This is a genomic window from Acidocella sp., from assembly GCF_013044125.1.
Taxonomy (GTDB): domain Bacteria; phylum Pseudomonadota; class Alphaproteobacteria; order Acetobacterales; family Acetobacteraceae; genus Acidocella.
Map to the genome: position 1 here is coordinate 1 of NZ_JABEVC010000112.1, position 21,192 is coordinate 21,192.

Sequence of the window (21,192 nt, forward strand, 5' to 3'; positions counted from 1 at the left end):
GCAGCTGTTCCATCCGCAAAATGCTGCGGACCTCGGCGGGCAAGGGGTTTGCCGGGGTGGTGGTGGAAGATCCGCGGATCGACGCCCTGGTGCGCCGGTTGATCCGGGCCTTGCGCTGGGCGGGGCCCTTCGAGCTCGAATTCATCAAGACGCCAGGCCGGCCGCATTTGCTGTTCGAGATGAACCCCCGGTTTCCGGCCTGGGTGGATTTTCCCTCGCAGCTGGGCTGCAACCTGCCCGCCAGCCTGCTGGAGCAGTTGCTGGGGGGAACGCCGGACAAGCTGGCGCCGTGCGAGGCGGGGCGGATGTTCATCCGCCATTCCGTCGATGTGCTGGGCGATATCGCCGATCTTGCGGAGCTGGCCAGCACGGGGGAGCGTACCGAGGCGCCGTTGCTCACTTTTTCCAGGAGGCCGTGATGGACCGCAGCTATGTTCCACCCGTTATCAGCGGGGAACTGGGGCGCACCGCCCCGCGCGTGGCCGAGGACCGCAATTTTTACGCGCGCGGGCCGCGGGCACCCTCTTTGTTCCAGATCGACGGCCTGCCGGTGTCCGGGCTGATCGAGGAGTTCGGTTCGCCGCTCTTCGTGTTTTCTGAATATGACATCCGCGCCAAGGCCAAGCGGATGCGCGAGGCGTTCAGGAGCCGCTATCCGAAAACCAGCTTCGCGTGGTCGTTGAAAACCAATTATCTCGGCGCGGTTTGCAAGATTTTGCAAAGCGAGGGCTGGATCGCGGAGGTGGTCTCGCAATTCGAGTATGAAAAAGCCCGCCTGACCGGGTTCGCCGGCCAGGACATCGTGTTCAACGGCCCCTACAAGCCACACGCGGCGCTGCGCGCGGCGATCGAGGATGGGGCGCTGGTCCAGATCGATAATTGGGACGAGTTCAGCGCGATCGAGGAGCTGGTGGCCGGGCAGGGCAAGATTGTGGAGGTGGGGCTGCGTGTGTGGCTCGATGCGGGCATCAAGCCGGTCTGGTCGAAATTCGGCTTCGCACTGGATAATGGCGAGGCGGGGCGCGCGGCGGCGCGGGTCCTGGAAAACCCCAAGCTGCGGCTGCACACGCTGCATTGCCATATTGGCACTTATATTTTGAGCCCCGACGCCTATGCGGTGGCCGCGAAGAAACTGCTGCAGCTGCGCGAGGAACTGCGGCACAAATATCACCATCTGGTGCCGTGCCTGAATTTGGGCGGCGGGTTTCCCTCGCACAGCCTGCTGCACGGCTATCTCGGGCCGGTGGAGCAGGTGGTGCCGCCGATCGAGGCGTTCGCCACCGCGATTACCGATGTACTGCGCGCCCTGCCGCCAGAGGAGCAGCCGCTCCTGCGGCTGGAATCGGGGCGGTATCTGGTCGATGAGGCGGGGTATCTACTGAGCAGCGTGATTGCCGTGAAGGGGGTGAACCGCCCGGTGATGACCGATGGCGGCCTCTCGGCCCGCGCCTACAAGGAGCGCATGATCCTCAACGAGGATTCGCGCATCGGCTATGTCATCGATGCCGGCATCAACCTGCTCTACACCAGCGCCTGGTATCAGTTCGAGATTTTGCCCGCCCGCGCGATCGAGGCGCCGCCCGTGCCCTCGCGCATTTACGGCTCGCTGTGCATGGCCATCGACGTGATCCGCGACCATGTCGATCTGCCGGCGCTCGAGACCGGCGATGTTCTCGCCATCCATCCCGTGGGGGCTTACAATGTCACGCAATGGATGCAGTTCATCCAATACCGCCCGGCGGTGGTGTTGATCGGCAATGACGGGCGGCCCGACATCATCCGCGCGCGCGAAACGCTGGCGGATGTAATCACCCCCGAACGGATACCCAAACATCTGGAGCCATGATGTCCGAGCCCATGAAATTCGACAGCCTGGCGGGAGAGCGTTTGAGGTTTTCGACCCGGCCCCTGCGCCGCGCGGGCGACCAAGTGCTGGCCCGGGTGGGGGCGGCGTTGGGATCGGCGTTTTTGATTGGCGACCCAAAAATTGGGCTGCTGCTCTGGCTGGCGGTGACGGTGGGGCATGTGCGCGGGCTGATTTTCGGGCTGTTCGGGCTGTGGGTTGGCGATGTCATCGGGCGGCTGATCGGGGTTTTGGACAAGCCAGCCCTCGGCGGCGGGGTGCGGGCCAATGCCATACTCGCGGCCATTGCCGTGGCGTGGCTGACCTCGGGCGCCTATCTCCGGGTGGAAACCGAGATCGCGCTCACCACCCTGGCGGCAAGTGCCGCCGCGCTCATCACCGCGGCGCTGATGCGAAGCCTGGCGGGGGCGTTGTTTCCGCCCATGGTGCTGGGGTTCAGCCTGGTCGCCGGCACGTTGTTCACGTTGTTTCCGGTGTGGGTGGCCAGCGCATCCAACACCTTGCTGGTCTGGCCGGCCCCCTCGGGCATCTGGCCGGATACGCAGATTTTCATCCGCTCGCTGGGGTCGCTGGTGTTTTCACCGACCATGGAGGTGGGCGCAATCATCGGGGTGGCGGTGTTGCTTTGGTCGCGGGTGATATTTTTCACCGGCGTCGCCGGCTGGGTGGCCGGGGCCCTCACGGCCATAGAGCTGCAAGGGCTCTCTGTGCCGTTTTACTGGCAGCCGGCATCCTATAATTTCTTCATCGCGGGCATGGCGCTGGGCGCGGCGTATTTTTTGCCCGGCTGGCCGAGCCTGGGGCTTGCGGTGGCGGGCGGCTCGGGGGCGGCGGTGCTGGCGGCGCTGATCCAGCATGTCCAGCCCGATTGGGCGTTTTTGCCCCTGTCCGCGATCGGGATTATCTGGATTTTTCTGGCCGCGTTCACGCTGAGCGGGGATAAGAAGCTGCCGCGGCGCAATACGCGCCACGATATGCCGCCCGAGCGTGTGTGGATGTATGAGGTGGACCGCACCCGCCGGTTTGGCCACCAGGAGCCGCTGCTGGTGGTGCCATTAGCGGGGCTGGTGCAGATCACCCAAGGGTTTGACGGGCGGCTGAGCCATGCGGGTGAATGGCGGCATGCGCTGGATTTTCAGCTCCCGCCGGGCGGGACGATCTGGGAAGCGCCGGTGACCGCGCCCGCCGCCGGCACCATCGAGCAGGTGCGCGACGATGTGCCCGATAACCAGCTCGGCGTCTGCAACTATGCCGAAAGCTGGGGCAATTATGTGCTGCTGCGCATGGAGCAGGGCGGCTGGGCGCTGCTGGCCCATCTCAAGCAGGCCAGCGTGGCGGTGACCGCGGGGGCGCATGTGGAGCTTGGGGCCTATCTGGGCCAGGTAGGCAATTCCGGCCGCTCGCCAGTGCCGCATCTGCATTTGCAGGTGCAAAATTCGCCGCGCCTGGGGGCGCCGACCAGCCCGTTCCGGCTGGCCAATTACGAGACCCAAACCGCCCAGGGCGGGCCTGGCATGTTGTGGCGTGAAGCCGGCGTGCCGCGGGAGCAAAACCTGCTCGCGGCGTCGCGGCCGGAAGCGGCCTCGTACTGGGTGCTGACCAGCCTGGCGCCCGGCCTGGGCGTGTGGACGGTGGAGATGACCGGCCAGATGCCCTGGCGCTTCCGCCAGCCGCGGGAGCGCGGGAAAATCGAGCATATCACCACCCGGATGGATGCCGAGGGCCAGCATATCCTCGCCTCCAGCCGCGGCGATGAGCTGGTGCTCCATCTCGACCCGGACGCCTGGCGGATACGCGAGATCCACCGCCTGCACACCCCCCTGCTGCGGCTGCTGGCGCTGGCGGTGCCGGCCATTCCCTATGCCGCCCGCGATTTGCTGGAATGGCGCGAGCCGGCGCTGGCCCTGGCCTGCACGGCCGGCAGCTTCAGCCTCTCACTCTGGCCCTACCGGCGGCTGCCGTTGCCTGAAATGCGCTGCCTGTGCCTGGAGGCCCCCAAAACAGAGACCGGCCTGCTGGTGGTGGAGAGCACGCCGGTCCGGCCCTCGATCTGGCTGCCCTCCAAGATCACCTGCAGTTTCCGGCGCTTGCGCGGGCCGGTGAGGGTGGAGGCGGTGTTCGAGACGGGCAGCATCAGCTGCACACAGCTTTCCTTCGAGCCCGGCCTGCCGTTTTGAGGCTGCTCAGTCCGGGCGGATGTCGGGGGTGAGGCGGTCATTGAAAAAGGCGAGCATCCGCGTCTGGCTGTCTTGCGCGGCGTGGGGGTCGTAGCCCACCCAGTGGCCTTGATAGAGTTGTTTGGGAATGTCGATGTCGAAGGAATGCACGGCATCAGGGTAGGTGACTTCGGCGATATCGGCGCCCGTGGCCTTGATGCCATCGCATTGACGGGCGGAGACCCAATTATCCTCGCCGCCATTGAAGATCAGCAGCGGCGCGGAGAGATTGACCGGGTGGTGCGGATACACGCCGCACCACGGGTAATAGGCGACGACGCCGCGGAACGGCGCCGGGGCGTCAAGGGATTTCATGTCGCCGGCATCGGCGGCTTCCATGGCCACGCTGCCGCCATTGCTCTGGCCCACCAGGAATATGTCTTGCGGCTGCACGAAGGGCTGGGCGCGCAGATAGCGCATGGCGTCGACGGCATCGTGCGCACGATAAACCAGGGCCTGCTGAAGTTCGGCGTTGCTCGCGCACATCGCATTACCTGAGAGGTTGCGGGGGCCGAAACTGTCGAGGTTGAGGACCACATAGCCGTGTTCATTGAGATATTCCGAGAGCATCTCGAGCGAGTATTGCACGGCGGGCTGCCAGCCGCCGCAGCCATGCATGAGCACCACGGCCGGAAACGGGCCATTGCCGAGCGGCTTGTCCATCTGCGCGGTGAGCATGACCTGGCTTGATGTGAACGGGTCGGAAGCCTGAAAACTGACAAGATCCTGCGCCCTGGCGGACCCGCCAAACGCGCAGAACATGCCAGCCGAGGCCGCAAGCGCCACGTATAACACCCGTATGATTTTCATTGTCGATCCCAGAAAAGCCTCGGCAGCAGATTGCTGCTGTCCTTGCCTGCACGGGTTAGAAAGAAATAGTTTCCGTCAATTTAAATTAACGTAACATTTAATTTGCCGTAACTCCCCGGCGGCCAGGCGCGAGGGCGGCTGGCTGAGCCGGGCTCCCCAGTTGGCAGGGCGGAAAGCCGCCGGGAGCCAGCCCCCTTCAAAAACGCCATGAGCAGAAACCCTTATGAAATTCATGGGGTGTTGCTCCCGCTTTCCAGGTGGACGCCCAGGCGGCCTGCGATGTCCTGGATAAACTGCCAGGCGACCCGGCCGGAGCGCCCTCCCCGCGTCACGGACCATTCAAGCGCCGCCGCGCGCAGCGCCTGGGTGGTGACCGGCAGGTTGTAGGCGGCGGCGTAACCCTCAACCATGGCGAAGAAGGTGTCCTGGTCGCCGTTGTGGAAGCCCAGCCACAGGCCGAAGCGGTCAGAGAGGGAGACTTTCTCCTCCACGGCTTCGCCGGGGTGGATCGCCACGGCGCGTTCGTTCTCCGTCATGTCGCGCGGCATCAGGTGCCGCCGGTTCGATGTGGCATAGAACAGGACATTCTCCGGCCGCCCTTCGATTCCCCCATCCAGCACCGATTTCAGCGCCTTGTAGTCGGCGTCCTCACGCTCGAAGGAGAGATCGTCGCACAGGATGATGCAGCGACGGGGCTGCCCGCGCAGCACGTTCAGCAATACCGGCAGGGTGCGGATGTCCTCGCGGTGGATCTCGATCAGCGCCAGCGAATCGGGCTGTTCCTTGTTCACCTGGGCGTGCACGGCCTTCACCAGCGAGGATTTGCCCATGCCGCGCGCACCCCAGAGCATGGCGTTGTTGGCCGGCAGGCCGGCTGCGAATCGCTGGGTGTTCTCCAGCAATATGCCCTTCTGCTGGCCAATGCCTTGCAGCAGCGCCAGCTCCACCCGGGCAACCCGGGGCACTGGAGCCAGCGTCAACCGCTCAGGGTGCCATACGAAGGCCCCGGCGGCGGCCAGGTTTGGCGGGACCTGCACGGGCGGCGCAAGACGCTCCAGCGCCTCGGCGATGCGGCGGAGCAGCGTGTCGTCCATTTGGTAGTCTCCTCGTTGTTTTGGCGCGCCAGTTGACTGTATCGCGCCGCAACCTATGGTCCGCCGCAACTCACGGCAACCAGGAGCAGACATGTTTATTACCCCGGCCTTCGCACAGACCGCCTCTGGCGCGGCCAGCAGCTACAGCAGCATCATCCAGTATGCCCCGCTGGTGCTGATGTTCGGCGTTTTTTATGTTTTGCTGATCATGCCCTCGCAAAAGCAGCAGAAGCAGCTGAAGGCGCGGCTGGCCACGATCAAGCGCGGGGATAAGGTTGTTACCGCGGGGGGGATTGTCGGGCTGGTGAAAAAGGCGGTTGACGGCGCCGATCAGGTGGAAGTGGAAATTGCCCCCAATGTCACCGTGAGCATCGTGCGCTCGACCATTACATCGGTGCTGGCGCCCGTGGCGGCGAACGACAAGAGCTAAAGCGCGTCATATTTAGCGCGCGCCGCCCACCAACCCGCGCGCATCATATTTAGCGCGCGCCGCCCACCAACCCGCGCGCAGTACCTTGCGTCATGAATGACGCAGGGTACTAGCCGAACGCGTGAATTACCCTCAGAAAAATCGCTAGCGCCTCAGAACCGCCGCGCGGTGGTGTAGCGGGCGACATCTTCCAGCGCGGTGCGCATCGGGCTTTCGGGGAAGGCCGCCAGCGCCGCGCAGGCAGATTCCACGAAGGCATCGGCCCGGGCGATGCTGCGCTGGGTGGCGTTGTGGCGCTGCATGAAGGCCAGGGCGGTGGCAAGGTCGGTCTCGGATTGTTCGCCCTCGCCGATGGTGCGGGTCCAGAATTCCAGCTCCTGGGCATCCGCCCCCGCGATGGCCAGCAGCACCGGATAGGTGAGCTTGCCTTCGCGGAAGTCGTCACCCACGGTTTTGCCAAGCTCGGCCTCGTCGGCGGCGTAGTCCAGCGCGTCATCCACCAGCTGGAAGGCCATGCCCAGGTCCATGCCAAATTGCGCCAGGGCGGCCGTTTGCGCGGCCGGGCGCTGCGCGATCACGCCGCCAACCTCGCAAGCCGCCGCGAAAAGCGCCGCAGTCTTGCCGCGGATCACGTCAAAATATTTCTGCTCGGTGGTGGAGATGTCGTTCTGCGTGGTTAGTTGCAGCACCTCGCCCTCGGCGATGGTGGCGGACGCGCTGCACAGAATGCGCAACACCTCCAGCGAGCCGTCCTCGACCATCAGCTCAAAAGCACGGGCGAAGAGGAAATCTCCCACCAGCACCGAGGCCTTGTTGCCAAACACCGCGTTGGCGCTGGCAAAGCCTCGCCGCAGCACGGATTCGTCCACCACATCGTCATGCAGCAGGGTGGCGGTATGGATGAACTCGACGCAGGCGGCGAGCTTGATCTGGCGCGCGCCCTCGTAGCCGCAGAGCTTGGCGGCCGCCAGGGTGAGCAGCGGGCGCAGCCGCTTGCCGCCCGCCGCGACGAGATGCGCGGCAAGCTGGGGGATTAGGGCAACGGGGCTGTCCATCCGGGCGACGATCGCCTGGTTGGTGGCCAGCAGTTCAGGCTCCAGCATGGCTGTGAGCCGGCCTAAAGCGTTGGTCGTCAAAGGCGTCGCACCATCCAAATTTTTAGGCCTAACCAGAGAGCTTCAATTACGATACCTCCATATCGGGCGGACGGAAAAAAGGGTCAAGGCGCGCGGCATGAATGAGATCACATCCGGCGGATTATTGGGCGGGCGCGTGGCTTACCGGCAACTTGCCACGGGCCACCGAACGGGGTTTGAGCCGGTGCTGATGGCCGCCGCCGTGCCGGCGCGGGCGGGGGAGCTGGTATTGGAGGCTGGAACCGGCGCGGGGGCGGCTCTGCTGTGCCTTGCCGCGCGGGTGCCGGGGATGCGGGGCGTGGGCATCGAGGCCGAACCTGCCCTCACCCGCCTGGCCAATGAGAATTTCCGGGCGAACGGGTTTACCGGGACCGCCTGCATCCAGGGCGATGCCATGCACCTGCCCTTCCCCAGCCATGCGTTCGACCATGTGATGGCCAACCCGCCCTGGTTCGCCGCGCATAACACCGCCTCGCCGGATGCGCGGCGCGCGCTGGCGCATCAGGCCGGGCCGGGGTTGCTTGGAGGCTGGATCAACTCGCTCACCCGCGTTTTGCGCCCGCGCGGCAGCATCACGCTGATTTTGCCCGCCGCCTCCCTCACCGCAGCCGGGGCGGCGCTGCGCGGGGCGGGGTGCGGCGCGATCAGCTTGTTTCCGCTCTGGCCGCGGGCGGGCGCACCGGCGAAGATTATCATCATCACGGCGCGCCGGGGCGCCAAAAGCCCGGACCGCGTGCTGCCGGGGCTGGTGCTGCATGACGCGGCGGGGATAACCGCGGCGGCGCAAGCGGTTTTAGAGCCGGATGGCATGAGATGGAATCGCTGCGCGATCATATCGCATGCCTGAATCCGTCTCTGACTTATTAAGGATAGAGGGCGAGGCTCAATCCACCATCGGGGTGTGGAACACGGCGTAGGTTTCGCTGTTCTGGTCCTGGGCGCGCTCGGGCATGTCGGGCCGGTGGTTCACGCCGGAGTAATGCGCGATGAGCGAGCGCCGCTCCATGCCCGGCACTTCAGGCAGCGACCCCTGGTGGATCAGCCGCCCGTGCCAGATCAGCACATCGCCCCGTTTGGCCAGCAGGCTGACCGGCGGGCGGCCGAACGCCTTTATCTCATGCTCGATGGCCGGGGAGAGAAACCGCTCGGCGAATTTCTCCCAATGGTTGATGCCCGTGCCGGGCGCCTTGTGGGCAAGTTCCTCCCCGGTGAGAAACTGGCGCACCTTCTCGCCGCGCAACAGGGGCCAGCGGTGCGAGCCGGGGATATATTGAAACGGTCCGCTGGCGGGGTGGATGTCGCCCAGGGCGATCCACACCGCCGCGTACCAGGAGTTGACGAAAGGCGGGTTCAGGTAATCATCCTGGTGCCAGCCGCGCTGGGAGCTCATCCAGCCGGTGAGGCAGAGGTGCAGCATCATGTCCTCGCCGATGACCTCTTTCATCTTCGCCATCAGCGGCGGGTAGAGGGCCAGGTCGCGCATTTCGGGCACATACATATAGGGTGAGGCGATTAACCAGCCGTGCTTCTTTTTATGCGCGATGCGGCGTTGCAGGTAGGGCTCGCTCACCGCATCGGGGATGAAACCGGGAAGATGCAACACGCCATCGCGCCGCCACTCGGCTTGCGCGGGGGTGAGGCTGGCCTCGTCGACCTCGCGCCGGTCAAGGTAGGGGATCAGCGTCTCATCCGGGTATTCGGCGAGATCTGCGAAGTGGATGACGGGTGGCGGCGGCATCGGGGCAAGCGGCGCGATGGGCGCCGCCGCGCTCTGGCGGCCGAAAATTTTGTTGATCGTGCCCAAAATGCCCACGCGCCTGCTCCTCTTGATACACGCAAGCTTAACTATATTCGCGGAGGGCGGACAATGCCCAGCTAGTTTCCCGCCCCTGAAGTCCGCTGCGAGATGCAGCGGACGAAAGAGATCAGGACACTACGAGCGGAGCAGCGCATCGCGCATCACCGCGGCGATGCCCACCGCCAGCAGCGCCACCAGCGCGCAGGCGCCAAACCCCGCGCCAAAACCATGTGCCAGCAGCATGCCCGCCGCCAGCGTGGCGCCGAATGCGCCGCCGATGGCGCGAAAGAGCAACATGCAGCCGGTGGCGACGCCGACATCGCCACGCTGCGCCGCGTTCTGGATGGCCACAGTGATGTTGGGTTGCACCAGGCCGATGCCGCCGCCGAGCAGCACGCTGTATGCCTCGCACAGTAACAGCGGCGTTGATGCCCCCATGGTCGCCAGCAGGCCGAGGCCCAGCGCGCACAACGCAAGGGCCGCCAGCATGGTGGGCTTGGTGCGGCCCAAGCTGCGCGAGATTCTGCCTCCTATATAAGAGAGGAGAACAAAGGCCAGCAGGAAGGGCGTGGTGTAGAGGCCCGAAGCGGCGGCGTTGGTGTGTTTAATGTACTGAAAGAACAGCGGCAGCAGCAGCGAGCCGCCGAAGGTGCATAGCGAGTTGGTGGCCGAAAGCAGCAGCCCGCCCAGCACCGTGGCGTTGCGGAACAGGCGCAGCGGGAGCATCGGCGCTGGGGCGTGGTGTTCCACCCAGGCGGTCAACCCGGTAAAAGCCACCCCGGATACCACCAGGATCAGCGTTGCGCGCGAGTCCCAGGGGAAATCGCGCCCGCCGGAAGCCGCGAGCACCAGCCAGGCGGTGATGGCGCAAACCAGCACGGCGGCGCCAAGGAAATCTATGCGCTGGCCGGCGCCGGCATGCGGCGGCAGGCGGCGCAACGCCCGGCCGCTGAACACCCAGGCCAGGGCGCAGAGGGGCAGGTTGACCCAGAAGATTCCGCGCCAGGAGAGGCTATCGGTCAGCGCGCCGCCGAGCATCGGCCCGGCGATGCTGGCGATGCCCCACATGCCGCTCATATATATCTGGTAGCGGCCACGCTCGCGCGGCGGCGCGACATCGGCAATGGCGGTCTGGGCGATGACCATGAGGCCCGCCCCGCCGATGCCCTGCACCGCCCGCCAGAGCGCGATTTCCCAGAAATGCGTTGCCGCCGCGCAGCCCAGCGAGGCGGCGGCGAACACGAGGATCGCCGGCTGCATCAGCCGCCGGCGCCCGTAGATGTCCGACAGCCGCCCGAAGATCGGCGTGGCGGCGGTGCCGGTGAGCAGATAGGCGGAGATGATCCAGGCGATGTGGGAACCGCCACCCAGATCACGCGCCATGCGCGGCACGGCGGGGACGATGATGGTCTGGTCCAGCGCCGCGAGCAGGATGCACAAGGCCACGCCGCGGATGACGGGGAGAATTTCCTCATGTGTGTAGGTTTTCGCCGCTGTCATGTTTTGGAGATACCCTCTCCATGCGGAGTCGCCGCAATGTATCGCTTTGTTGCTGGACATGGCGGCACGGCGCACCCAGATTGCGGATACCCTGGAGGGGCTTTGGCGCGCCGCCGGGACTCGGCGGAAAAACGAGTCTTAAAAATAATCCGTGACGGTCATATGTAGTTATAGATTGCTTTATGCGCCACAAGATGTAGTTTAGCGTCCTGTGGTAAAACGTTCCAGAGTAGAACATCGGGGTTTGACGAAATGAACATGATGACGAAGCCTGAGGCTGTGCTGCTCGACGACGGCATCCAGATGCGCGGGCGGCACCAGGTACATATCGACCGCTCCCGCGATGCGCTGCTGACCGATTTTGGCCGCGCCACGCTGGATGACCGTTATCTGCTGCCCGGCGAAGGCTACCAGGATCTGTTCGCGCGCGTTGCCTCCTATTACGGCGACAATGCCGCGCATGCGCAGCGGCTTTACGACTACATCAGCAAAATGTGGTTCATGCCGGCTACCCCCGTGCTCTCCAACGGCGGAACGGAGCGGGGCTTGCCGATTTCATGCTTCCTCAACGAGGCCTCGGACTCGCTGGAGGGTATCGTCGGGCTTTGGAATGAGAACGTGTGGCTCGCCTCCAAGGGCGGGGGCATCGGCTCCTACTGGGGCAATCTGCGCTCGATTGGCGAGAAGGTTGGCCAGAACGGCAAAACCTCGGGCGTTGTGCCGTTCATCCGCGTGATGGACAGCCTCACGCTGGCCATCTCCCAGGGCTCGCTGCGGCGCGGCTCGGCCGCAGTGTATCTGCCCGTATGGCACCCGGAGATCGAGGAGTTCATCGAAATCCGCCGCCCGACCGGGGGCGACCCCAACCGCAAGGCGCTCAACCTGCATCACGGCATTCTGATCTCGGACGCGTTCATGCGCGCGGTGGAAACCGATTCCGAATGGGTGCTCACCTCGCCGAAGGACCGCGCGCATGTGCGCAGCATTTCCGCCCGCGCGCTGTGGGTGCGGATTCTCACCGCGCGCATTGAGACCGGCGAGCCGTATCTGGTGTTCTCCGACCATGTGAACAACGCGCGCCCCGAGCACCACAAGCTGGCCGGGCTGGAGGTTAAAACCTCCAACCTCTGCGCCGAGATCACCCTGCCTACCGGGCTTGACCAGCACGGCAAGCAACGCACGGCGGTGTGCTGCCTCTCCTCGGTGAACCTGGAAACCTGGTTCGAGTGGCACAAGGAGGAGATGTTCATCGAGGACATCATGCGCTTCCTGGATAATGTGCTGCAGGATTTCATCGACAAGGCGCCGGACCTGATGGAGAAGGCGAAATACGCCGCCATGCGCGAGCGCTCGGTGGGGCTTGGCGTGATGGGGTTCCACTCCTTCCTGCAGGACCAGAACGTGCCTTGGGAAAGTGTGATGGCGAAAGTGTGGAATGTGAAGATGTTCAAGCACTTGCGCGCCGGTGCTGATGCGGCATCGAAGAAGCTGGCGCAAGAGCGCGGCGCCTGCCCGGATGCCGAGGAATACGGTATACAGGAGCGCTTCTCGCACAAGATCGCGATTGCGCCGACCGCCTCTATCTCGATCATCACCGGCAATACCTCGCCGGGGATTGAGCCGATCGCCGCCAATGTGTTCTTGCAGAAGACGCTCTCTGGCAGCTTTACAGTACGTAACCGGCCGTTGCAGAAGCTGCTGGAAAAATACGGGCGTGATGATGATGAGACGTGGTCTTCCATCACCACCACCAAGGGCAGCGTGCAGCATCTGGACTTCCTCACCCAGCACGAGAAGGACGTGTACAAGACCGCGTTCGAGCTGGATCAGCGCTGGATTATCGAACATGCGGCTGACCGCACGCCCTATATCTGCCAGAGCCAGTCGATCAATATTTTCGTGCCGGCGAATGTGAACAAGCGCGACCTGCATCAGTACCACTATCAGGCCTGGAAAAAAGGTGTGAAATCATTGTATTACTGCCGGTCGCTGTCGATCCAGCGGGCGGATACGGTCTCTGAGAAAGCCGTGCGCCCGGATGAGTTCACCGGCATTCCAGTGGAGGCGGCGCCTGGGGTGCAGGCACCCGCCTCGACCAATTATGAGGAATGCCTGGCCTGCCAGTAGCGAAAACATGATCGGGGTCTGGGGTCCGTGGCCCCAGCGGGTCCAGGGCGGCGCCCTGGCTGGTATCCAAGGGGCCGAGCCCCTTGGCAGCACAAATAGAGATTAAAGGCCTAAATTATGAGCGAGAACCTGCCCCTGAAGATCGACCTGCTGACCGAGAATCCGGTCTACAAGCCGTTCCGCTACCCCTGGGCCTATGACGCCTGGCTGACGCAGCAGCGCGTGCATTGGCTACCCGAGGAAGTGCCGCTCGCCGATGATGTGAAGGACTGGCACAAGAACCTGACCCTGGCCGAGCGCAATCTGCTGACGCAGATTTTCCGCTTTTTCACGCAGGCGGATGTCGAGGTGAACAACTGCTACATGAAGCAGTATTCCCAGGTGTTCAAACCCACTGAAGTGCTGATGATGCTCTCGGCGTTCTCGAACATCGAGACCATCCATATCGCCGCGTATTCGCATCTGCTCGATACCGTGGGGATGCCAGAGGTCGAATACACCGCGTTCCTTAAGTATAAGGAGATGAAGGACAAATACGACTTCATGCACGGCTTCTCGGTCTCCGATAAGCACAACATCGCGAAAACCCTGGCGGCGTTCGGCGCCTTCACCGAGGGGCTGCAGTTGTTCGCCTCGTTCGCGATTTTGCTCAACTTCCCGCGCTTCAACAAAATGAAGGGCATGGGGCAGATCATCACCTGGTCGGTGCGCGATGAGTCACTGCATTGCGAGTCGATCATCAAGCTGTTCCGCACCTTCGTGCAGGAAAACCCGGAGATCTGGACCGAGGAGTTGCGCCGGGAACTCTACCTTACCTGCGCCACCATCGTGGACCACGAGGACGCCTTCATCGACCTCGCCTTTGAGCTGGGCGCGGTGGAAGGGCTGACGGCTGAAGAGGTGAAGCGCTATATCCGCTACATCGCCGACCGCCGGCTGACGCAGCTTGGCCTCAACGCGCTGTTCCATGTCGACAAGAACCCCCTGCCCTGGCTGGACGAGATGCTGAACGCGGTGGAACATGCGAACTTCTTTGAGAACCGCTCCACCGAGTACAGCAAGGCTTCGACCACCGGGAGCTGGGAGGACGCCTTCGCCGAATTCAGCCCCGCGGCCGATGGCCTGCCGGTGCAATAAACACTGATGGGATCACTGTAAGTTGTGAGCATTGGCTGCCAAAAACAACCCAGGCGTTCAATCGCGAAGAGTTGTCCATTCTTTGCGTAGCTTAATACCTTCGTATACTATAACAGCGGCGTATCCCCGGAGATTAACGCTTTCGGCCCGCCTGACCAGCAGATCGTGCAGCGAAATATTGGGTAGTGGCGGATTTACAGTGGACTAAACGCATCATGGCAAGTGTACCCGAGGAAGAAATAAAGTCCCAGATTAAACCGAACGCGGCGGTTCCGCGATACAGCCGCAGGTTGTCAGATAAAATTCTGATAGCCTTTCATCATGCTTGTGACCAGAGCGATTATGAAATCGCTGAACAGTTGTTGCGGATTCTGGAGACGATGCTGAACCGCCGGAGCGTTCCGCCGGACTCCAACCGGCGCAAAACCATTGAAAGTCTTGTCGCTGCACACGAACGGCTATGGCATCTGCGCCATCCGGAGAAGCATGCGGGCTAAGCCCGAAGCCCTTCTCAGGTGGTTATTTTCTCATAGCTCTCGTTGCCGCTCACATGGAACGCCAGACCGGACCATTGGGAAAACCTGTCGTACCAGACGTTTAAGTGCAGCTTGCCTCTGAGATCAAAGCGCTGCGCCGTTATCGCCCCGCCTTCCGCCGTTGGCAGGCTGTTCCAGCCCTGCGGCTTCACAACCGCCGCATAGGTATGCGCGGTCTGGATATTGAGGAGCGTGCCGTTCAGCATCGCCTTGTTCCAGTAGGTTAACGGCATGGTATCGGCCGGGGCGGTGTATTCGGGATAACTCCTGGCCGGGTTGCCGTGGTTAATTCCCGCCACGCTGTAGCCCGCGGCGGTTTTATGGGCGTGCACCGCCAGCCGGGCGCCGTTGTCGTTCACCTGGCTCTCCAGGCTCTGGAACACACCGCCCGACCAGCGCTCGCGCGCCGTGGCGCCGTAGCGAAACAGGGGAATGCCCGCAAAGGTGACGAGCAGGGCTATGTTGATGTCCACCACCAGACCATCGCTGCCGCGGGTGAAATTCAGGTGGTGCTCGCCGATCGGCGTGCCGTTTCGCAGCACCCGGAAGGACATCTGGTTGCCCGCGGGCACCGGAAGCTCATCCGCCAGTGCCGGCCCCGCCACGGCCAATGCCGCTGTCCCCGCTAAAAACCGCCGCCTTTGCATCGCTGATTCCCATGCCGTGAATGGATCTGATCTAGCGGCTGAGTGGTTCAGCCTAAGTTATTATACGATGAATCATCGAGCCTGGATCAGTCGCCGGGAGGGGCGACATCCATAACGTGCCGTGGCAGAGTGCTTTCATGCATCAGCTGATTCTACTCCGTCACGCCAAAGCGGCCCCAGCAAACGCCGCCCCCTCAGACCATGACCGGCCGTTGACCGACGCCGGGAGACAGGCGGCCGCCGCCATCGCCACCGCCATGCGCAAGGCCGGGCTGGCGCCTGATGTCGTGCTGGTCTCCACGGCATTGCGCACACAGCAGACTTTCGCCGAGCTGGAGACCGCCGGGGTGTGGGATGAATGGCCCAACATCGACTCCCTGCCCGTTTTGTACATGGCCTCGCCCAACCGGATACGCGACCTGCTGCGCGAATTGCCGGAAACGGTGCGCAGCGCGCTGGTGGTCGGGCATAATCCGGGATTGCATGATCTGGCGCTGGCAATTTCCGGCCCCGCCAGCTCCCAGCCGGACCTGGTGCGCCTGAACGATGGCTTCCCCACCGCCGCCATGGCTGAATTTCTGGTCACCACCCCCTGGCGGCGGCTGGGCGCGCATGGCGCAACCCTGCAACGCTTTATCAAGCCAGCTGACATCGTTTGAACCCAAAAACGCACTAATTTGAAGCCCCGATGCCGAGAAGGGGGTGTGCTGAGGCCGCGCGCGCCCGGCTTTACATATGACCCGTGATTTAATAACGCTCTCCTCGTCCGCGCCATGCCAGACTATTTATTCGAACCTCCCCTCGAACCAATCAGAAGGTGAATCCGCATGTCTCCATCCGCAACCAGTAAGCAGGTCGGTACCGCAACGCTGAGCTATGACGGAAAAACAGCGCCCCTGCCCGTACTGACAGGCTCGCTTGGCCCCGCCTGCGTCGACATCCGCAAGCTGCAGAACGAACTCGGCGTTTTCACCTTTGACCCCAGCTACGGCGCCACGGCCTCTTGCGAAAGCTCCATCACCTATATCGATGGCGATGCGGGTATTCTGCTATATCGCGGCTACCCGATCGAGCAGCTGGCTGAAAAATCCACCTTCCTTGAAGTCGCCTATCTGCTGCTGTTCGGCAACTTGCCGAATAAGGCCGAGCTCGGCGTGTTCACCAACGGCGTCACCCGCCATACCATGCTGCATGAGCAAATCCGCCGCTTCTGGGATGGTTTCCGCCGCGACGCGCACCCGATGGCCATGCTCTGCTCCGTGGTCGGCGCGATGTCCGCCTTCTACCCCGACAGCATCGACACCCAGGACCCGCGCCAGCGCGAGATCAGCGCGTACCGGATGATCGCGAAAATCCCGACCATCACGGCCTGGGCGCATAAGTACAACGCCGGACAGCCGTTCGTTTATCCGCGCAACGACCTGAATTACTCGGAAAACTTCCTGCATATGTTCCATGCCGTGCCGGCCGAGCCCTATGTGCAGAACCCGATCCTGACCCGCGCGATGGACCGGATTTTGATCCTGCACGCCGACCATGAGCAGAATGCCTCCACCTCCACGGTGCGCCTGGCCGGCTCCACCGGCGCCAACCCGTTTGCCTGCATCGCCGCCGGCATCGCCTCGCTCTGGGGCCCCGCGCATGGCGGCGCCAACGAGGCCGTGCTGAAGATGCTTGCCGAGATCGGCCATAAGGACAACATCCCGGCCTTCATCGCGCAGGTGAAGGACAAGAACAGCCATGTGAAGCTGATGGGCTTTGGCCACCGGGTTTACAAGAACTTCGACCCGCGCGCCAAGATCATGCAGCAAACCTGCTACGAAGTGCTCGAGGCCCTGGGCATCAAGGACGAGCCGATGCTCGACCTCGCGATGGAGCTGGAAAGGATCGCGCTGGAGGATGAATACTTCGTCTCGCGCAAGCTCTACCCGAATGTGGATTTCTATTCGGGCATCATCCTGAAAGCCATGGGCTTCCCCACCACCATGTTCACGCCCATCTTCGCGCTGGCGCGCACGGTTGGCTGGATCAGCCAGTGGATGGAAATGATCGAGGACCCGCAGCAGCGTATCGGCCGGCCGCGCCAGATTTATACCGGCGCCGCCACCCGCGACTACACCCCCCTCGACCAACGGGGTTAATGCCCGGATTCACGAACGCCGGAAGGCCAAGGGGGGCGACTCCCTTGGTCTTTTTTTGTTGAACCGCCTGCCCTCCGGCCCCTGGCGCAACCTGATCGCCGGGCTGTTCTATATGCTCACCATCACGGCGCTGGCCACGCTCGCCTATGTGCTGGCGGGCTGGAACCTGGCGGATGCCTTTTATTTCGTCATCATCACCGTTTTTACAGTGGGTTATGAAGAGGTCCACCCGATCCATTCGCCCGAGCTGCGCGCCATCACCATCGGCACCATCGTGCTGGGCAGCACCGGCGTCATCTTCCTCACCGGCGCGCTGGTGCAAGCCTTCACCTATACGCAAATTCAGCAATTGTTCGGAACCAAGCGGATGAAAACGCAGATCGAGAAAATGTCCGGCCATGTGATCATCTGCGGCTACGGGCGGATCGGCGAGGCGCTGGCGGAAGAGTTGCAGGCGGGCGGGGCGGCGTTTGTTATTGTTGACCTTGACGAAGCCCGGCTGGCGCAGGCATCGGCGCAGGGCTTCCGCACCTGGCAGGGCGATGCAACGATGGAGAGCGTGCTGGAGGATGCCGGCGTGCTCCGCGCGCGCGCCCTGGCCACGGTGGTGCCCAATGATGCGGTAAACGTGTTCATCACCCTCACTGCGCGCAGCCTGAACAAGGAGCTGGAGATCATCGCGCGCGGGGTTTCGCCCAATACCAAGGGCAAACTGCTGCATGCGGGGGCGAGTTCGGTGGTGGAACCCACCCATATCGGCGCCGAGCGCATCGCGCAGCTGATCCTGTTTCCGCAGACCTCGCGCTTCACCGACGATACCCGGCGGATGCGCGCGCTGGGCGCGGGGCTGCGCACGCTGGGGCTGGAGCTGGAGGTGATGGCCGTATCGCCCGATAGCCCGCTGGCGGGCACCAGCATCGAGAAGATCGAGCAGGATGCGATTGGCAGCCTGTTCGTCATCGCCATCAACCGCCGGAACGGCGAGACGCTTACCCGCCCGGCCCCCGCCACCATCGTTGAAGCGGGCGATGGCGTCGTGGTGATCACCCGCTCCGGGCGGAGCACGCCGAAAATCAGTTGAGTTTAATGCCGGCCCCCTGCCCTGCTCATTGTGCAACGCACACGGCCAACTACATATAGCCCCACACAACCGTAACAGGACCTAACCATGCCCTCATTGTTCGACCCGTTGAACCTTGGCAGCCTCACCCTGCCCAACCGCATCATCATGGCGCCGCTCACCCGCGCGCGCGCCGGCGCCAGCCGGGTGCCCAATGCGCTCATGGCCACGTACTATGCGCAGCGCGCCGGGGCCGGGCTCATTATCTCGGAGGCAACCTCGGTCATGCCGCACGGCGTCGGCTATGCCGATACGCCGGGCCTGTGGTCCGATGAGCAGGTGCAGGGCTGGAAACTCGTCACCAATGCGGTGCATCAGGCCGGCGGGCGCATTTTCGCGCAGCTTTGGCATGTCGGGCGCATCTCCGCGCCGCTGTTCCTCAACGGCGAACGCCCCGTTGCCCCCAGCGCCATCGCGCCCAAGGGCCATGTGAGCCTGGTGCGTCCGCAGCAAGAATATGTCACCCCGCGCGCGCTGGATATTGAGGAGATCCCCGGCATCGTGGAGGCCTACCGCAAGGCGGCGATGAACGCGCAGATGGCTGGGTTCGACGGTGTGGAAATCCACGGCGCCAATGGCTATCTGCTTGACCAGTTTTTGCAGGACAGCTCGAACCAGCGCACCGACGACTACGGCGGCTCGGTCAAGAATCGCGCGCGGCTGCTGCTGGAGGTCACCGATGCGGTCACCTCCGTGTGGGAGGCCGACCAGGTTGGCATGCACCTCGCCCCGCGCATGGACTCTCACGATGTCGGCGATTCAGATCCTCTGGCGACGTTCGGCTATGTCGCGGCGGAGCTGGGCGAACGCGGGCTTGCCTTCATCTGCGCGCGCGAGCACCAGGGGGCGGATTCACTCGGGCCGCAACTGAAGAAGATGTTTGGCGGCGTCTATATCGCCAATGAGAACTTCACACTGGAGAGCGCGCAGGCGGCCCTTGCCGCGGGTACGGCCGATGCCATCGCCTGGGGCAAGCTCTTTATCGCCAATCCCGATCTGGTGGAGCGCTTCAAGCGCGGTGCACTGCTTAACGAGTTGGATGCGGCAACACTTTATGCGCCCGGCCCGCATGGCTACACGGACTACCGCGCGTTGGAAGAGGCGCTCGCGTAAGGCGCCGGGGCGACCACGCTTTAGCCTGATCGCTTTAAGTGCCATTCGGCTCGCTCGGTTGAGCGAACCTCAAACGATCGCGCTCGAGCCATTTTTCCGAGGGCGATTCACGCTTTCGGCTCGCTCGGTTGAGCGAGCCTCAAACGATCGCACTCGAGCCATTTTTCCGAGGGCGATTCACGCTTTCGGCTCGCTCGGTTGAGCGAACCTCAAACGATCGCACTCTCTAAAACAGTTCGATATCGCCGCCGGAATGCTTGGTTCCGGCGAGGTATCCTTCCTGCACAAGTTCCTCATAGCATTTTACACGGTTACGGCCGCTATGCTTGGCTAAATACAGGGCCTCATCGGCACGGCCGAAAGCCGCTGCGCCGTTGTCGTCTGGCTGGATCATGCTGAAGCCGATGCTCACCGTCACCCGTCCGACCTGCGGAAACGAAGCCTGCGCCACGGCGGCCCGGAAATCATCCAGCGCCGCCCAGGCTTCCTCCCGTGTCGTCTCGGGCAGAATCAACAGGAATTCCTCGCCGCCGAAGCGAAAAATCCCCTCAACGCCGGAAAAAGCTTCACTCATCAGCCGCGCCAGCAGGATCAGCACCTCATCGCCATAGGGATGTCCAAACTGATCGTTCACCCGCTTGAAAAAATCGACATCCACCACGGCGATGACGGCATGTATGGCTGCTTCCGCCGCGATCTGCTTGAAATAACTGCCGAAAGTCCGCCGGTTGAGCAGGCCGGTCAGCTCATCGCGGTCACCATAGTCGAGCAATCCCAGATGGTTGCGATACACGCGCAGCAGGCCGTGGACTGTATGCGCCTGATCGCCCTCCAGCTTTGAGGGACGCAAAAGCTCCATCACCGCGATGATCTCACGCTCGTTCCAAAGCGGGAAAACATGGCAGCACAGCCCGGCCTCATCACGCGAGCCGTAGATGTAGCACCGTTTGGCGTAACAATCGCGCCACTCCTTGCGCGCATCCTCAAGGCTTATTTCCTGCTCGGGACGATAATGCGCCGGCAGAGACAGCCGCTCGCGCAACCTGACCCCGTGCCCCTCGGCCACCACCCGCCAGATCGAAAGCCGTTGAACCTCGGCCAGCTCAAAAATCACCCGCGCAAGAGCGGCTTCCAGAACATCCTTATTCCGCAGGTCGGTCAGGTCAGCGACGGTATGGATCAGTTCTGTCATGGGGTTGAGCCGGATATTCCCATGAAAAACTTAAAGAGCGGACAACAATCACGCCGGCGCATCATCCATGCGGGAGTAGCCATGGCGCTCGCCGCGGTTGGTTGGTATAGACCGCTCCTGTTAAAACTCTGAAGGTATTCCCTATGGCACGCCGCCGGCAGCTCTATGAAGGCAAAGCAAAAATCCTGTTCGAAGGTCCCGAACCGGGAACCCTCGTGCAATATTTCAAGGATGACGCCACGGCGTTCAATGCCCAGAAAAAGGGCACCATCACCGGCAAGGGGGTGCTGAACAACCGTATCAGCGAGTTCCTGATGATCAAGCTGGCGGA

Annotated in this window: 20 protein-coding genes; 13 read left to right on the forward strand and 7 right to left on the reverse strand. The window is 63.1% G+C overall.

From position 1 onward, the window contains the following. The 3 genes from HKL97_RS06960 to HKL97_RS06970 all read left to right on the forward strand — a co-directional run. Positions 1-419, forward strand: a 419-nt coding sequence (locus HKL97_RS06960) for a hypothetical protein (protein ID WP_291423782.1), incomplete at its 5' end; no start/stop codon positions are given. Next, positions 419-1,846 carry a hypothetical protein gene (locus HKL97_RS06965; protein ID WP_291423784.1) on the forward strand — a complete coding sequence of 476 codons (1,428 nt, stop codon included), beginning with the start codon at positions 419-421 and terminating at the stop codon, positions 1,844-1,846. The genes HKL97_RS06960 and HKL97_RS06965, both read left to right, overlap by 1 nt. Beyond that, entirely contained in the window at positions 1,843-4,041 is a 2,199-nt protein-coding gene (locus HKL97_RS06970; protein ID WP_291423786.1) for an urea transporter, read from the forward strand. The genes HKL97_RS06965 and HKL97_RS06970 overlap by 4 nt, the downstream gene beginning before the upstream one ends. A gap of 6 nt (positions 4,042-4,047) precedes the next feature. On the opposite strand, the gene HKL97_RS06975 is transcribed toward HKL97_RS06970, so the two are convergent. Together HKL97_RS06975 and HKL97_RS06980 are read right to left on the reverse strand one after the other, a co-directional pair. Beyond that, positions 4,048-4,890: a dienelactone hydrolase family protein gene (locus HKL97_RS06975; RefSeq protein WP_291423788.1), complete on the reverse strand. Its 843-nt coding sequence runs from the start codon at positions 4,888-4,890 to the stop codon at positions 4,048-4,050. A gap of 230 nt (positions 4,891-5,120) precedes the next feature. After that, positions 5,121-5,984 (reverse strand): ATP-binding protein, encoded by an 864-nt coding sequence (locus HKL97_RS06980; RefSeq protein WP_291423790.1) that lies wholly within the window; start codon positions 5,982-5,984, stop codon positions 5,121-5,123. A 91-nt stretch (positions 5,985-6,075) separates the two neighbouring features. Between HKL97_RS06980 and yajC the strand changes: the two genes are divergently transcribed. Further along, positions 6,076-6,414, forward strand: a complete 339-nt coding sequence (yajC, locus tag HKL97_RS06985) for a preprotein translocase subunit YajC (RefSeq protein WP_291423792.1) — start codon at positions 6,076-6,078, stop codon at positions 6,412-6,414. 152 nt (positions 6,415-6,566) lie between these two features. Here yajC and HKL97_RS06990 read toward each other — a convergent pair whose 3' ends face one another. Then, entirely contained in the window at positions 6,567-7,517 is a 951-nt protein-coding gene (locus tag HKL97_RS06990; RefSeq protein WP_291423794.1) for a polyprenyl synthetase family protein, read from the reverse strand. A gap of 130 nt (positions 7,518-7,647) precedes the next feature. Between HKL97_RS06990 and HKL97_RS06995 the strand changes: the two genes are divergently transcribed. Continuing rightward, positions 7,648-8,397 (forward strand): tRNA1(Val) (adenine(37)-N6)-methyltransferase, encoded by a 750-nt coding sequence (locus HKL97_RS06995; protein ID WP_291423795.1) that lies wholly within the window; start codon positions 7,648-7,650, stop codon positions 8,395-8,397. Positions 8,398-8,433: 36 nt separating this feature from the next. Here HKL97_RS06995 and HKL97_RS07000 read toward each other — a convergent pair whose 3' ends face one another. Continuing rightward, positions 8,434-9,363 (reverse strand): phytanoyl-CoA dioxygenase family protein, encoded by a 930-nt coding sequence (locus tag HKL97_RS07000; protein ID WP_291423797.1) that lies wholly within the window; start codon positions 9,361-9,363, stop codon positions 8,434-8,436. A 120-nt stretch (positions 9,364-9,483) separates the two neighbouring features. After that, a complete protein-coding gene (locus HKL97_RS07005) occupies positions 9,484-10,848 on the reverse strand; it encodes an MFS transporter (RefSeq protein WP_291423799.1) in 1,365 nt (454 codons plus the stop codon). Positions 10,849-11,100: 252 nt separating this feature from the next. On the opposite strand from HKL97_RS07005, the gene HKL97_RS07010 reads away from it, so the two are divergent. The 3 genes from HKL97_RS07010 to HKL97_RS07020 all read left to right on the forward strand — a co-directional run bounded on the left by HKL97_RS07010 (position 11,101) and on the right by HKL97_RS07020 (position 14,609). Continuing rightward, positions 11,101-12,975, forward strand: a complete 1,875-nt coding sequence (locus HKL97_RS07010) for a ribonucleoside-diphosphate reductase subunit alpha (protein ID WP_291423801.1) — start codon at positions 11,101-11,103, stop codon at positions 12,973-12,975. 117 nt (positions 12,976-13,092) lie between these two features. Then, on the forward strand, positions 13,093-14,112 hold the full coding sequence (locus HKL97_RS07015; RefSeq protein WP_291423803.1) for a ribonucleotide-diphosphate reductase subunit beta: 1,020 nt from the start codon (positions 13,093-13,095) through the stop codon (positions 14,110-14,112). A 215-nt stretch (positions 14,113-14,327) separates the two neighbouring features. Further along, complete coding sequence (locus HKL97_RS07020) at positions 14,328-14,609, forward strand: hypothetical protein (protein WP_291423805.1); 282 nt, start codon at positions 14,328-14,330, stop codon at positions 14,607-14,609. Between the two features lie 14 nt (positions 14,610-14,623). Here HKL97_RS07020 and HKL97_RS07025 read toward each other — a convergent pair whose 3' ends face one another. After that, on the reverse strand, positions 14,624-15,295 hold the full coding sequence (locus HKL97_RS07025; protein ID WP_291423807.1) for a DUF6134 family protein: 672 nt from the start codon (positions 15,293-15,295) through the stop codon (positions 14,624-14,626). Positions 15,296-15,432: 137 nt separating this feature from the next. On the opposite strand from HKL97_RS07025, the gene HKL97_RS07030 reads away from it, so the two are divergent. The 4 genes from HKL97_RS07030 to HKL97_RS07045 all read left to right on the forward strand — a co-directional run bounded on the left by HKL97_RS07030 (position 15,433) and on the right by HKL97_RS07045 (position 19,669). Beyond that, complete coding sequence (locus HKL97_RS07030) at positions 15,433-15,954, forward strand: histidine phosphatase family protein (protein ID WP_291423808.1); 522 nt, start codon at positions 15,433-15,435, stop codon at positions 15,952-15,954. Positions 15,955-16,122: 168 nt separating this feature from the next. Next, positions 16,123-17,436: a citrate synthase gene (gene gltA / locus HKL97_RS07035; RefSeq protein ID WP_291423810.1), complete on the forward strand. Its 1,314-nt coding sequence runs from the start codon at positions 16,123-16,125 to the stop codon at positions 17,434-17,436. Positions 17,437-17,494: 58 nt separating this feature from the next. After that, a complete protein-coding gene (locus tag HKL97_RS07040) occupies positions 17,495-18,517 on the forward strand; it encodes a TrkA family potassium uptake protein (RefSeq protein WP_291423812.1) in 1,023 nt (340 codons plus the stop codon). Between the two features lie 87 nt (positions 18,518-18,604). Beyond that, positions 18,605-19,669, forward strand: a complete 1,065-nt coding sequence (locus HKL97_RS07045; RefSeq protein ID WP_291423814.1) for an alkene reductase — start codon at positions 18,605-18,607, stop codon at positions 19,667-19,669. Positions 19,670-19,895: 226 nt separating this feature from the next. Here HKL97_RS07045 and HKL97_RS07050 read toward each other — a convergent pair whose 3' ends face one another. Next, positions 19,896-20,861, reverse strand: coding sequence for a GGDEF domain-containing protein (locus HKL97_RS07050; protein WP_291423816.1), 966 nt, complete (start codon positions 20,859-20,861; stop codon positions 19,896-19,898). Between the two features lie 143 nt (positions 20,862-21,004). Here HKL97_RS07050 and HKL97_RS07055 point away from each other — a divergent pair. Next, positions 21,005-21,192, forward strand: a 188-nt coding sequence (locus HKL97_RS07055) for a phosphoribosylaminoimidazolesuccinocarboxamide synthase (RefSeq protein ID WP_291423818.1), incomplete at its 3' end; no start/stop codon positions are given.